Annotated in this window: 10 protein-coding genes; 9 read left to right on the forward strand and 1 reads right to left on the reverse strand. The window is 70.1% G+C overall.

The window, feature by feature from the left end:
- Positions 1-20: 20 nt before the first annotated feature.
- Entirely contained in the window at positions 21-2,621 is a 2,601-nt protein-coding gene (locus LZ199_RS07810) for a M16 family metallopeptidase (RefSeq protein WP_253993022.1), read from the reverse strand.
- Positions 2,622-2,816: 195 nt separating this feature from the next.
- On the opposite strand from LZ199_RS07810, the gene LZ199_RS07815 reads away from it, so the two are divergent.
- The 9 genes from LZ199_RS07815 to LZ199_RS07855 all read left to right on the forward strand — a co-directional run bounded on the left by LZ199_RS07815 (position 2,817) and on the right by LZ199_RS07855 (position 13,942).
- Positions 2,817-5,471: a plectin 1 isoform 8 gene (locus tag LZ199_RS07815; RefSeq protein ID WP_253993023.1), complete on the forward strand. Its 2,655-nt coding sequence runs from the start codon at positions 2,817-2,819 to the stop codon at positions 5,469-5,471.
- A gap of 13 nt (positions 5,472-5,484) precedes the next feature.
- On the forward strand, positions 5,485-6,690 hold the full coding sequence (gene hemW, locus LZ199_RS07820) for a radical SAM family heme chaperone HemW (protein WP_253993024.1): 1,206 nt from the start codon (positions 5,485-5,487) through the stop codon (positions 6,688-6,690).
- Between the two features lie 33 nt (positions 6,691-6,723).
- Positions 6,724-7,551 carry a hypothetical protein gene (locus tag LZ199_RS07825; protein WP_253993025.1) on the forward strand — a complete coding sequence of 276 codons (828 nt, stop codon included), beginning with the start codon at positions 6,724-6,726 and terminating at the stop codon, positions 7,549-7,551.
- Between the two features lie 40 nt (positions 7,552-7,591).
- The gene (locus LZ199_RS07830; RefSeq protein ID WP_253993026.1) at positions 7,592-9,127 is read left to right on the forward strand and encodes a DUF4388 domain-containing protein; all 1,536 of its coding nucleotides are present in this window, start codon (positions 7,592-7,594) and stop codon (positions 9,125-9,127) included.
- Between the two features lie 301 nt (positions 9,128-9,428).
- Positions 9,429-10,217 (forward strand): TadE/TadG family type IV pilus assembly protein, encoded by a 789-nt coding sequence (locus LZ199_RS07835; RefSeq protein WP_253993027.1) that lies wholly within the window; start codon positions 9,429-9,431, stop codon positions 10,215-10,217.
- Positions 10,193-11,755: a hypothetical protein gene (locus tag LZ199_RS07840; protein WP_253993028.1), complete on the forward strand. Its 1,563-nt coding sequence runs from the start codon at positions 10,193-10,195 to the stop codon at positions 11,753-11,755. Before LZ199_RS07835 ends, LZ199_RS07840 begins: the two co-directional genes overlap by 25 nt.
- Positions 11,752-12,879, forward strand: a complete 1,128-nt coding sequence (locus LZ199_RS07845; protein ID WP_253993029.1) for a hypothetical protein — start codon at positions 11,752-11,754, stop codon at positions 12,877-12,879. Before LZ199_RS07840 ends, LZ199_RS07845 begins: the two co-directional genes overlap by 4 nt.
- Positions 12,879-13,733 (forward strand): hypothetical protein, encoded by an 855-nt coding sequence (locus LZ199_RS07850; RefSeq protein ID WP_253993030.1) that lies wholly within the window; start codon positions 12,879-12,881, stop codon positions 13,731-13,733. Before LZ199_RS07845 ends, LZ199_RS07850 begins: the two co-directional genes overlap by 1 nt.
- A 20-nt stretch (positions 13,734-13,753) precedes the next feature.
- Positions 13,754-13,942 carry a hypothetical protein gene (locus LZ199_RS07855; protein WP_253993392.1) on the forward strand — a complete coding sequence of 63 codons (189 nt, stop codon included), beginning with the start codon at positions 13,754-13,756 and terminating at the stop codon, positions 13,940-13,942.
- Positions 13,943-13,970: the final 28 nt, after the last annotated feature.

Consider the following 13,970-nt stretch of genomic DNA (forward strand, 5'->3'; position numbering starts at 1 on the left):
GCCCGCCAATCCCTCTCACCTCACGGCCCGACGACGGTGAGCACGCTCTTGTCGAAGTCGATGACCTGGCGCGCCACCTCGACGACCTGCTCCGACGTCACCGCGTCGATGTGCTTCGCGTAGTGCAGGAAGTTGTCCAGGTTCAGCCCGTAGAGGGTGTCCATGGCCATCATCCCCGCGCGCGCTCCGTTTCGCTGGAGCGCGATTTCGTGCGTGCCGATGAGGTTCTGCTTCGCCCGGGCCAGTTCCTCGGCGGGGATGGGCTCGTCGCGGATGCGCTTCAGCTCCGCGCGAATCCCCTCCAGCGCCGCGTCCACCTTCTCGGGGCTCGTGCCCATGTACACGGCGAAGTAGCCCGGCTCGATGCCCTCCACGCCGAAGCTGCTCACGCTGTAGGCCATGGAGCGCTTGTCGCGCAGCTCCACGAAGAGCCGCCCGCCCTGACCGGACAGCACGCCGGACAGCGTCTCCAGCGCGTGGCGCTCCGGGTCGTTGATGCGCAATCCCCGGAAGCCCATCACCAGGTGCGACTGCGCCTTGGCCAGCACGCGCTTCTCCTGACGCGCGGCCTCCAGCGGAGCCTCGGGGAGCACCTTCGGCGCGGCGGCGGCCTTGCCTCGCGACGCGCCGAAGTACTCCCGCGCCAGGGCGAGCACCTCGTCCACCTTCACGTCACCCACCACGGTGAGCGTGAGCTGCGACGGGTCCATGTAGCGCGCGTGATAGGCGAGCAGCGCCTCGGGCCCCAGGGCCTCCACCGACTCCTTCTCCCCGAGCGTCGGCAGCCGGTACGGATGCGTCTTGAACAACGTCCGGTTGAACAGGTCGAACGCGAGGCCGGACGGCTTGTCCTCCCGGGTGAGGATGTCCTGGAGCATCAGCGCGCGCTCGCGGGCCACCTCCACCTCGGGGAACGAGGGGTTGGACAGCGTGTCCGCGAACAGGCGGAACGCCGACTCGAAGTGCCGCGAGAGGAACTCTCCCCGCAGATTCACCGAGTTGCGTCCGCTCATGCCCCCCATGCTGCCGGCGTAGATGTCGACGAGCTGCGAAATCTCCTCGGCGTCCCGCGTCGGCGTGCCTCGCGTGAGGCTGCGCGCCAGCAGCGTGGTGAGGCCGTTGTCGGCGGACGTCTCGTAGCGCAGGCCGCCCATGAAGGCCGCGCGCATCGCGAACAGCGGCACCGCGGGCTCCACGCGCACCATGATGGTCGCGCCCGAGGGCAGCTTCTCCGTGATGATTTCGCTGGGGCCCTTCGTCTTGGCGCCCAGCCGCAGCGAGGGCTCGCCCACGGGGACCTTGCTCGCCTTGCGCTCCGGAGGCGCGGCGACGGGCCCGCGCGCCACCCTGTCCAACACCGCGTGCACCTGCTCCTCCGTGAAGCTCGTGCCGTGCGGCAACAGCCCCGTGACGGTGGCGTGCTCGAAGCGCAGGTACTTCTCCGCCGCCGCGCGCAGCTGCTCCGACGTGAGCGAGCGGATGCCCTCGTAGTAGCGCGCCTCCGCCTCCAGGCTGCCCATGCCGGACTGGTAGAAGCCCATCTTCCGGGCGATGCCCTGCACCGTCTCGCGCTGGTAGACGGCCTCCGCCTCCAGCAGCGCCTTCGCCGTGGACAGCTCGTCCGCGGACACCGGCGTCACGCGCAGCGTGGCCAGCGCCTTCGAGGCCTCCTCCAGCGCCTTCTCCAGGTTCCCCGGCTGCAGCGTCATCGACATCGAGAACAGGCCCGGGTCCTGCGGCGTGTACGAGAACGCGTGGATGTCGTTGACCAGGTTGTGCTTGCGCTTCACCTCGCGCGTCAGGCGGGAGGCGTCACCCTGGCCGACAATCATCGCCAGCACGTCCAGCGCGGGCGTGTCCGGGTGCGAGGCCTGGGGGATGGGGAAGGCCATGTGCAGCCAGGCCTCCTTCACCTCGTCCGGGCGCAGGAGCACGCGGCGGCCGGTGGGCGTGGGCTCCACGGGACGCTTCGCGGGCCCCTCGTACGGACGGCCCCAGTCCCCGCCGAAAATCTCGTCCACCCACCCGCGCAGCTCCGCCTCGCTCAGGTCTCCGGAGACGGCCAGCACCAGGTTCTGGGGCGTGTAGTAGCGGTGGTAGAACTCCAGCACCTTCTCCCGCGTGAAGCTCCTGACGCTCTCCGCCGTGCCCAGGACGGGCAGCCGGTACGGGTGCGTCTGGAACACGGTGGAGAACAAGTCGCGCGACGCGCGCCGGGAGGGCGTGTCCTGGCTGCGCTTGATTTCCTCGCACACCACCTCGATTTCGCGCGCCAGCTCCTCGGCGTCGAAGGCGGAGCGGCGCACCGCGTCCCCGAGGATGTCCAGGCCCGTCCTGGCGAACTGGCTGGCGATGACGATGTGGTAGACCGTCTGGTCGTAGGACGTCCAGGCGTTGATTTCGCCGCCGTGGGCCTCCACGTCCCGGGCGATTTCGCCGGGGCCGCGCCGCTCGGTGCCCTTGAACAGCATGTGCTCGTGAAGGTGGGCCAGGCCCGCCTGGTCGGGGCGCTCGTCGGCGCTGCCGACCTTGACCCAGACCTGGAATGCCGCGACCTTGGCGGCGTGGTTTTCGTCGAAGACGACGGTGAGCCCGTTGGGAAGCGCGTAGCGGATGGCCATATAGGAGCGTCCGAAGCTGGCACTCGCCCCCCTGGAGGGCAAGGCGAGGTGTGATGTTTCCCTCACTGGCTAACGCCCAGGGGCCCCCACGTCGAGGGGTCCTTGCCGCCTCCCTGTGTCCAGAAGGCCGAACCGACCTCTCTCGTCACGCGTCCCTGGCAGGCAGGGCCGCCGGGCGGTAACCTGCGGATGCCCATGCCGTCACCTCCGGAAGAGGTGGATCCGCTCGCGGACCTGCGCGACAGCCTGGACCTGGAGGACACTGGCGTCCAAGCGGCCCCCCCCGCCCCCACCGCCGCTGCCCCCTCCAGGCCCCTGCCGAAGCCCCCGCCCTCGGCGCCACCGCCCGCTGCTCCGCCCCCTCTGCCCCCTCGCCGTCCGGCAGCACCTCCGGTCTCCGCGTCGGCGGCGGGCACGGGTGTGCCCAAGCCCGCGGCCACCCCAGCCCCCATCGGCGCGGCCCCCGCGGCCTCGGTGTCGAGGGCGGTGCGGGTGCCCGGCAATGACCCCTTCAACGAGGTGGCCGAGCCCCGGATGCCCATGGGGGGCTCGCCGGAGGAGAAGCTGGAGTACTTCCGGACCGTCGTCCGTCAGAAGACGGAGACCCTGGCCCGCGCCCGCACGCTGTACGCGGAGCGCGACGGCGAGGTGAACGGGCTGAAGCAGTCGCTCACCCAGCTGCGAAAGGAGGCGGCCGAGGCGAAGGCGCAGCTCCTGGCGGTGAAGGACTCGCCCGCGAAGCTGGTGCAGACGTCGGAGGCGCTGTCGGGCGCGGAGAAGCGCGCCGCCGAGGCCGAGGCGAAGCTCGCCGGGCTGGAGGCGGAGCTGGCCGCGGTGGAGGCGGACCGCAAGGACCTGTCGCGCGCGCTGGCGGAGGTGGAGTCGGAGGTCCCCCGGCTGACGGCGGAGCTCCAGGAGGAGCGCGAGTCGAGGGGCGCGGTGGCCGAGGAGCTGGTGGGCGCCAAGGAGGCGCTGTCCTTGGCGCAGGACCGCGTGGCGGAGCTGGCGGCGGAGAAGTCCGAGTCGCAGGGCGCGCTGGAGGCCGTCCAGGAGCAGTACCAGCAAGTCGTCGCGGACGTGGAGCGGCTGGGCGGCGAGCTGGAGGTGATGACGGGCGAGCGGGACTCGCTGAGCGTGCGCGCGGGGCAGCTCGAGGCGGCGCTCGCGGAGGCGCAGGGCGCGCTGAGCGCGGTGGAGAGCGAGAGCGACTGGTCCAAGAGCTCGCTGGAGGAGGCGCAGGGGCGCGCGCAGACGCTGGAGCAGGAGCGGGACGAGGCGCGTCGGCAGCTCGCGGTGACGGAGGAGGGGCTGCGCACGCTCCAGGGCCAGACGGCCGAGCTGGAGAAGGCGCTGGCGTTGAAGGACGCCGAGATTGTCGGGCTGCGCGCGGCGCTCACCGCGCGGACCACCGAGGCGGCGGAGCTGCCGGTGCTGCGGCAGGCGCTGGAGGGCCGCACGGCGGAGCTGGCTCGGCTGACGTCGCGACTGGAAGCGGAAGGCGCGCGCGCGGCGGAGCGGACGCAGGCGCTGGAGGAAGGGCTTTCGCAGGCGGGTGAGCGGGCGGCGGCGGCGGAAGGGGAGGCGGCGGCGCTGAAGGAGGCGCTGGAGGCGCTCGAAGTCGAGCAGGTGGCGCTGCGCGACAGGATGGAGGCGGACGCGGCGGCGCTGGGCGAGGCGGCGCAGCAGGCCGAGGCGAAGGTGGGCGAGCTGACGGCGGCGCTGGAGGCCGCGCAGCTCGAGCACGAGGCGCTGAAGAAGCAGCTCGGCGTGGCGGAGATGAAGGCCGCGACGACGGACGCCGAGCGCGTGGGACTGGCCGCGCGGGTGTCCATGCTGGAGACCGCCTCCGGGCAGCGCGAGGCGGAGCTGGCGCGGGTGCAGGGCGTGCTGGCGCAGGCGAAGGAAGAGGTGTCGCTGGAGCGCGTGCGTCGCGAGGCGGCGGAGGCGGAGCGCGCGGACGCGCAGGTGCGGGCGGCGGAGGAAGAGGCGCGCGCGGACGCGCTGGCGGAAGGGAAGGGTGGCACCGAGGCGGAGCTGGCGGAGTTGCGCGATGAGCTGGAGGCCACGCGCGCCGAAGCGGACAAGGCGGAGCGGCTCCAGCAGCGCTTGAAGATGCTGGAGGGCGCGCTGGAGGCGGCCAAGGCGGAGGCCACCAAGGCGGCGCAGGCGGCCCAGGTCGCGCAGGCCAGCAAGCAGAAGGAAGCCGAGGCGAAGCTCGCGCAGGTCGAGGCCGCGCAGGCGAGCGCGCTGAAGGAGGCCGCCGAGAAGCTGGCGCAGGCCGAGGCGACGCACGCGAGCGCGCTGAAGGACGCCGCGGCGAAGCTGTCGCAGGCCGAGGCGGCGCAATCGGGGAAGCTCAAGGACCTCGAAGCGAAGCTGTCGCAGGCCGAGGCCGCTCAGGCCAGCAAGCTCAAGGACGCGGATGCCGCGCGGTCCGCGACGGAAGCGAAGCTGTCCCAGTCCGAGTCCGCGCAGGCGAGCAAGGTGAAGGACCTGGAAGCCAGGCTCGCGAAGGCGGAGGCCGCGCTGGAGGAGTCGCGCGGCGCGAAGGCGAAGGACGCGGACACGGCGCGAGCGGCGGTGGAGGCGAAGCTGACGCGCGCGGAGTCCTCGCTCAAGGCCGAGCAGGAGGCGCGCGCGGCGTTGGAAGCGAAGCTGGCCGAACTGAAGCAGGCAGGCGGGAAGCCGGCTGCCGCGTCCACCGACTGGGAGGCCGAGCGCGAGGGACTCAAGGCGGACGCCGCGAACCTGAAGCGCAAGCTGATGGCGGCCGAGACGGCGCTCGAAGCGGCGGCTGGCTACAAGGCGAAAATCGCGAAGCTCGAAGCGCAATTGAAGGGCCGGAAGTAAAGGTTTGCCCCTCATGCCGTTCGACGCCCCAGTAGACCCGCTCACGGGGATGGCCGCGGCCCGCTTCGGGCTGTACCTGCACTTCCCCTATTGCCTCGCGAAGTGCCCGTACTGCGACTTCGCGGTGGCGGTGGCGAAGCAGGTGCCCGAGGAGCGCTATGCGAGCGCCGTGCTGGCGGAGCTCGACGCGCGGCTCGCGGCGTCACCCGCGCTGCGCTCGAAGCCGCTGGAGTCCATCTTCCTGGGCGGCGGCACGCCCTCGCTGTGGCACCCCCGCTACGTGGCCCGCGTGCTGGAGGGCATCGCCGCGAGGATGACCGTGTCGTCCGCCGTGGAGGTCTCCCTGGAGGGCAATCCCGAGCGTGCGGACGCGGAGCGCTTCGCGGGCTATCGCGCGGCGGGGGTGAACCGGCTGTCATTGGGCGTGCAGTCCTTCCAGCCGGAGACGCTCAAGGCGCTGGGGCGCGCGCACGACGCGGCGCAGGTGGAGCTCGCGGTGGAGCTGGCCCGACGGGCGGGCTTCCCGGTGGTGTCCATGGACTTCATCTACGGCGTGCACGGGCAGAGCGTCGCCCAGGTGGAAGAGGACGCGCGGCGGGCGGTGGCGCTCGCGCCGGAGCACCTGTCCACGTATGCGCTGACGGTGGAGCGCGAGGTGCTCGCGGAGGACACCCCCTTGTCCAAGCGCCTCAAGCGCGGCGAGCTGGAGCTGCCCTCCGACGACGACGTGGTGGAGATGGCGCGCGTGGTGCGAGAGGTCTATGGCGCCGCGGGCCTGCGCCGCTATGAAGTGTCCAACCACGCGCGCGAGGGCTTCAGCTCGCGGCACAACGCGCTCTATTGGACGGGCGGCGAGTACCTGGCGCTGGGCGTGGGCGCCACGGGCATGTTGCTGACGCCCGAGCCCTCGCGCTACGTCAACCTGCGCAGCCCGGAGAAGTACCTGGGCGAGGTGGAGGCGGGCCGCTTGCCGGAGGAGGGGCGGGAGGCGCTGGGGACCCAGGAGCTGTTCGCGGAGCGGCTGGCGATGGGGCTGCGGCTGGTGTCGGGCGTGGACTGGGAAGCGGTGTGTGAGCGGTACGGGCAGTCGGTGGAGGCGCGGCGGGCGGAGGTGGCGAGGCTGGTGGAGCATGGCTTCGCGACGCTCACGGGGGGACGACTGGCTTTGACGGAAAAGGGCGCGGACGTACACAGCGCCGTCTGCGCGCGGCTGCTCTAGGCAGCGGCCCGCGCGAGGGACTTCGAGGAGCTTATGAGCAAGTGGATGCTGTGGATGTTCCTGACCCTGCTGACGGGCAGCCCGCTCTTGTCGCTGGGCCTGGTCATCGTCTTCATCTTCGTGGCGGACCGCTTCACGTGGCGGCTGTTGCCCAGCCCGGTGCGCATGTTCAAGCGCTTCCAGCGCGCGGGCGAGCTGGCGGGGACCATCCTCACCAACCCCCACGAGCGGCGCGCGCGCCACGAGCTGGCGGACATCCGCGTGGAGCAGAAGCGGTACGACGAGGCCGTCGACATCCTCAAGCCCAACCTGGAGGCGGGCGACGAGGACGTGGACACCCTGTACCTGCTCGGCGTGGCGTACCTGGGCGCGGGGGATGCGCGGCGCGGGGAGCTGCTCCTGGACGAAGCGGCGAAGCTGGACCCCGACTTCCGCCAGGGCGCCATCGACCTGGAGCGAGGCCGCTTCCGGCTGAAGCGCGGCGAGGTGAAGGGCGCGATTGAATCGCTGGAGCGCTTCTGCGCGACGCGGCTGGGCTCGGTGGAGGGCCGCTATCTCCTGGCGGGCGCGCTGGCGAAGGACGGCCGCTCCGCGGACGCGAAGCGGATGCGGGAGCTTGCGTGGAACGAGTACGTGGCGGCGCCGGGCTTCCAGCGTCGTCGCGAGCGCCGGTGGGCGTGGCTGTCACGACCCAGTCGACCGCTCACCTACGCGGTGCTGCTCGCGGTGGTGCTGGGGACGGGCGCGGCGGTGGCGAACCAGATGGGCCTGTTCGCCTCGCGCTCGCACGGCGGCAGTGTCCGCGGCTACGACAACCGGTATCCGCCCGCGGACACCGAGGCGTACGAGTACTTGGAGTAGTCCGCTATTCTCGCGTCCACCGCCAGCCGAGGCCCGCTCCATGTTCCCCACCCCGTCGCAGGTGCTTCGCCAGCGCGAGGGATTGCTCGCCGACACGCCCTTCCCCCTGCTGCTCCAGGCGCTGATGGTGGAGGAGCGCACCTGCACGCTGGAGCTGAAGGTGCGGCAGCGCGAGAAGCGCATCGTCTTCGAGGAAGGCTCGCCCGTGGCGTGCCAGTCCAACCTGCTGCACGAGACGCTGGGCAAGTACCTGGTGGAGAAGGGCCGGCTCGCGGAGGCGGACTACCAGAAGTCGCTGGCGGAGAGCGTGTCCACGGGCATGCAGATGGGCGGGCTCCTGGTGCAGAAGGGGCTCATCAGTCCCTTTGACCTGTACAAGCAGCTCCAGGCGAACCTGGCCCACAAGCTGCTCGACTGCTTCCGGTGGGTGGACGCGAAGTACCGCCTCATCGCCGACGCGGAGACGCCGGACGCGAGCGTCCGCACCAACCCCGCACAGCTCATCCTGACGGGCGTGGAAGGGGTGATGCCCTTCGACGCGGTGGCCACCCACTTCACCTTCACGGACGAGCGCAGATTCGGGCAGATGCCCGGCGTCGAGTCCGGGCCCAAGCTGTCGTCCAAGGACGCGCGGCTGTTGCAACAGCTCCGGCAGCGCCCCACCTTCAACGAGCTCCAGGAGCGCACGGGCTTCGACACGGAGACGGTGCTGCGGCGGCTCTACGCGCTGTGCCTGCTGGGCGTCGCGGGCTTCGTGGAGGACGTGGACGCGAAGGCGGCGGAGCTGGCCTCGCGCGCGGTGCCCGTGGCCCTGCCTCCGGAGCCCGTGGCCCCGGAGCCCGTGGCCGAGCGGGGCACGCCGTTCTCCGACGAGGACGTGGCCGCGAGAGACGCCCTGGTGACGGCCTTCCTCGCGCACCGGAGCAAGGACCCGTTCGCCCTGCTGGAGGTCCCCGAGGACGTACAGCCCCTGCCGCTGCGCCGGGCCTTCCTCGCGTGGGCGGAGCGCTACTCGCCCCTGCGCTTCCAGACGCCGGAGCTGAAGGAGAAGGCGGAGGCGCTGCTGGCGGCGTACGCCAAGGCCTACGGCGCGCTGTCGGACGCGGAGCAGAATCTCCTGTGGCGCAAGCGCCGCGCGGCGCACCGCGAGAAGGAGCGGGCCAACACGGGCCGTCCCTCCACTGCCGAGCAGTTCCGCATCCGCACGGATTTGCTGGATGCGACCACCCAGTTCGACGAGGCCCGGCGCAGGCTCGCCGCGAAGAACTACGCGGGCGCCTTCGAATACTTCGAATACGCCTGCGACATCGAGCCCAAGCCGCTGCATCACGCCTGGCGCGCGTGGGCCCGCTACCTCATGAAGCCGGAGGCCCACGGTCGCCTGGCACTCCAGGAGCTGCAGGAGGTCGTCCGCCAGGAGCCGGGCCTGGAGGAAGGCTGGGGGTTCCTGGGCGAGGTGGCCCAGGGCGAGAGCCAGTGGGCCCTGGCGGACGAGGCCTTCCGAAAGGCGTTCAAGCTCAACCCCAAGAACCGCCGCTACGTGGAGCTCATCCAGGAGCTTGCCCGGCGCCGCTGAACCCGGGCCCCAGGCTCGCTCCTCCGCCTGCCCCTCCGCTGATCCATGGCTCCGCGCGTCACTTGCTTTTGCAACAGCTGAGAGTTTCGGGCGCGCCCCATCGGTCATCTGGCCGGTGGAGTCTTTCGAGCGCGGATTTTTTCCCGGGGAGAGGGATGCTGAGTCCCCACACCGGGGAATCGCGAGATTTTCGTCCCAGCGGGGGAAACATTAGGACCGTGATTCGCGAGATCAGAGTGTCAGTGTAACTTTGTTGGGTGCTCGGGGCGTGGGATGCCCTGTCGCCATTTCACGAGGCAGGATGCGCTCCCTCACCACAGCGACCCAATCAGGCCAGGCCGCGGTGGAGTCCGCCATCGTCCTGCCGCTCTTCGTGTTCCTCATCCTGGGCACGCTCCAGCTCGGGCTGATGCACCAGGCGCGGCTGTTGACGAAGTACGCCGCGTACAAGGCGGTCCGGGCCGGCTCGCTCCACAACGCCAAGGTGGAGACGATGGAGGCCGCCGCGCTCGCGGTGCTGCTGCCCATCCTCAGCAGCCGCGCGGGTGGCGCCGGCGGCATCGAGTACACCCGCCCGGTGGGCAGCGCGCAGGACTTCGAGACCAAGTTCAACGAGCTGAAGGGCAACGAGATGCCCGGGGTGAACCTCAAGTACGCCGAGGTCACCGTCTGCGGGCCGACGCAGGAGGAGGTCTCCGGCAGCGGGGAGTTCGACTTCGACGACCCGAAGAACATCCACCCGGACAACTGGAAGGCCAACCACCGCACCAAGCTGCGCATCCAGCTCACGCTCAACTACCGGCTGCTGATTCCCTTCGCGGACTGGGTCATCTACCAGGCCGCGCGTGGCCGGGAGATACCCATGCTGATGCGCATGGGGAAGATGAAGGCGGAGGAGCAGTCCAAGGTGTCCACCCGCAAGTTCGGCGGCGCCGCCACGGGCGAGGGACCCTACGAGAGCGCCGCTGGCCAGGGCATCTACATCATGCCCATCCGCGCCACGTACACCATGCGGATGCAGTCCAATCTCTATCTCGGCGCCAACGCCCTCCCCGCGAGCAACGCATGCATGTTCCCGTTCTCCTACTGAGCCGGACGCGCCGCCGCATCCAGCGAGGCCAGGCCATCGTCCTGGGCTCGCTGTCGTTCCTGGTGCTGGCGCTGATGGTGACGCTGAGCTTCAACCTCAGCCACGCGCTGCGCCAGAAGATGAGCCTGCAGCAGCACAGCGACACCCTGTCGTTCTCCATGGCCGTGCTGGAGGCGCGCGCGCTCAACTACTACGCGGTCAGCAACCGGGCCATCGCCACCTCCTACGTGGCGATGAACAGCCTTCACGCGTACATGTCCGCCGCCAGCCTCACCGGGCAGATCATGCGGGCCTCCTCGAAGAACTTCACCATCATCGCCGTGCAGGAGATGCTGCTGTGCATCGCCTGCGAGTTCATGTGCGACCACTGCGAGCACGCGGCGGAGGCGTTCCAGATCTCCAGCGACTTCAGCGACGCGGGGGACGACTACGACGACAAGGTCTCCAACTTCGAGTCGAACTTCAACACCGCCATGGAGGGGCTGGACCTGATGGTGGACAACATCCACAAGGCCCAGAGCTCGGTGCATGAGCAGACGGTGAAGGCGGTGAAGGACGGCACGAGCCACGGCCTGGGCCAGCTCAAGGACTACACCGCGCCCAACGCGAGCGAGCTGAACTCGTCGGTGGGCTCCATCAACGCCAATGAGTTCAACTGCGCCGTGGATGGCATGGAGTGCCAGGGCAGCGAGGCCAACACCGCCCCGGAGGCCCGCGCGCGGGTGATGACTGAGATTGCCAACGCGACGCGCTCCGGCTGGCCGGCGACCCGCAAGAGCCCGGGCGGGATGTCCATGAACATGCCCAAGTACCTCAACTCCCAGTTCTTCCAGGAGCTGGAGGACATCCCCGGGGAGGGCACGAAGCTCATCTCCGGCACCAAGGGCACCGCGAAGACGGTGAAGGACAAGGGCCAGCTCACCCAGGGAGGCCAGAGCGGCGGCAATGACGGCACCATGATTGCCGCGCAGGACGAGGGCCGCATCTTCCACCAGTGGAAGGACGGCCTCATGACGAACAGCTTCAAGTCGGAGGTCTGGAGCGACGACGGCGGCGGCGGCCATGAGAATGACGGCGCGCACTCCGGCCAGCACCGGTTCGAGGGCGTCAACGTCCGCGCGCTCACCGGCTGCGCGGGCTCCGGCAACTGCTTCATGAAGTTCCGCGCCAACCCGGACCCGGACCGCGACTGGGGCCAGCCGCGCGTCTACAGCTACGTGTCCATGCCCTTCCGCGTGGGTGACACCAAGCGGGCGCCCTGGGAGCTGAACTCGTCGGCGCAGGTGAAGCTCACCCACGGCCAGCAGGGAGACGGCACCCTCACCGTCGCGGCGACGGAGGGCATGGCCATGTCCAAGTCGCTCGTCTACTACCACCGCTTCGGCGAGGACGGCTGGAAGGAAGCCCCCAACCTCTTCGCGCCGTACTGGCGCGCCAAGCTGCACCCGTTCACCCAGGGAGATGCGCAAGAGGTGTTGGATGCCGCGGGCAACTCGGAGGCGGCCCAGATGTCGCAGGTGGAGGGGGTGGCGCTGTGAAGACTTCCAGACATCGAGCCGCCAGGGGTGCCGCCGCCGTGGAGACGGCGCTGTGCATGTTGGTCATCATCCCGGTGTTCATGTACGCGCTCTTCCTGGATGACCTGCTGAGACACACGCTGGACTCGCAGGAGACGGCGCTGTCCACTGTCTGGGATTACGCCGTGCAGGACTATCCGACCAAGCCGGCGAACCCTCCCCCCGAGGGCGCGGAGGAGCCCTTCTACGGCTTCAATGGCGCGCAGTACTACGCGCGGCTCCAGTACTGCGACCACGAGTCGGGCCTGGACAGCTTCGGTCCTGGCAAGGGCCCTGAGTGTGAGAATGACGAGGGCCACCACGCGGAGGTGTCCGCGCATGCGTGCTGGCTCAACCCGGGGGCGCAGCAGGTGCAGTGCACGCTGAACCAGGCCGACCCGAATGGCGGCGGTGGTGGCGGCCCCGCGGGCGCGTACAACGTGGACCTGCACCAGTCGTACATGGACCAGTTCGGCAAGGGCGGTGTCATCCGCTGCTCGGCGCGCCTGGGCGTGCAGAACTACCTCCTGCCCAAGTCCTTCCTCCAGGACTTCAGCCAGGTGGGCCTGGCGCGGCAGACGAAGAAGCGCGGTGACGGCATCCACGGCAACGCGCAGGGGGGCGACTTGCAGGACGACCCGCGCGGGCTCGAGGGTGACGTCTACCTGCTGCCCTGGGAGCGCATCGCCATCGTCACGGACACGTGGGCGCTGACCAAGGAGGCGAACACGGAGCCGGGGACGGAGAACGGCGACGAGGAGGACCTCTACGTGCGCGTGGCGCAGGTCTACAAGAACGAGGACAACTCGGGCTACACCCAGATGTCCTCGGCCGCCGAGGCGTTTGTCAGCGCGGCCACGCAGGAGGTGCTCAGCAGCGACATCCGCCTGGACGACATGCCGCCCGGCGATGACCCGCGAGAGCCCAGCCTCGCCATCAAGCCCTTCCCGTCGAGCGGCGGGCCGGTGCAGGACCTGGAGCAGAACGGCGGGAGCGCCAGCTACTTCAACAGCGAGTGGAAGGACTGGGACAAGGACAACAACGAGGCCACGCACAACGCCCGGGGGAACAACTACCTGGGCTGTGCCCAGTCGGAGCAGTGCTGATGCCGCGTGCCTCGAGCCTGGTCGTCCGCGTGCCCGCGCTGCTGTTCTCCGTGGCCGTGGTGGGCTCGTTGATTGGCTTTGCCTGGGAGGGCGCCGTCTACGGGCGGCGCGATGTCACGGAGGAGTGGTCTCCTCCGCCTTCGCTCGATGATGCGCCTCCCTCGAAGCCCTCGGGGACTCGCTCGCCCGCGGAGGAGGCGGCGCTGAAGCGCGCGCTGGTGCACTTCCCCGCGTACCCCAAGGCGAGCCGTGCGGAGCTGCTCGCCGTGGACTACCTGGGCCCCGATGTGCCCATCGCCGTGGCGTGGTTCTCCACGAAGGACACGCCGGAGCAGGTGCTGTCCCACTATCGGCAGGTGCTGTTGGACAACGGGCTGCCGGTGCTCGGTGAGCGCCATGGGGAGAACGGGGGCTGGGTGGGGTACTGGAGCCCGGCCACGGAGGAGATGCGGCTGGTCTCCGTGCTGGCGCAGGGCGGCGAGACGCTGGGCTTCGTGTCGGCGGGGCAGGTGGCGCCGCTCTTGAAGCGGGCCTCGCGCGTGCCGCCCTGGATTCCGCTGCCGCCCGAGCTGAGCGAGCCCATCACGCTCTCGTTCGCCATGGAGGGAGCCTCGCACCACGTCGTCTCCGGCCAGCTTCCGGAGGCAGCTCCCTCCGCCGTGGGTGAGAAGTACCGGGCCCTGCTGGTGGAGAAGGGCTGGGACGTGGGGGCGGTGGAGCCGGTGGATGCGAATGGCATCGCGTTCGAGTTGATGAAGGGCACCACCCTGGGACGGGCCACCTTGCGCACGCGTGCGCAGGAGCCGGGCGTCGAGCTTCAGCTCTCGCTGCTCCAGCGAGGAGCCGCGCCGTGAATGACAGGAAGGATGCAGCGATGGAGAAGTCACCCCGGAGGCTGGGGCTTGCTCGGGTGCGCGGTCAGTCAATGGTGGAGTACGCCGTCGTCACGGCCGCGTTGATGGGCTTCACGGTGATGGGCTGGCCGTTCCTGGTGCAGCTGCTGAACGCGCTGCAGCGGTACTTCGGCTCCATCTACTACGTCATCCAGTCCCCCATTCCGTAGGGGCGTGGAGTTGCTCCTGGCGAGGCCG

Source organism: Myxococcus qinghaiensis, from assembly GCF_024198215.1.
GTDB lineage: Bacteria > Myxococcota > Myxococcia > Myxococcales > Myxococcaceae > Myxococcus > Myxococcus qinghaiensis.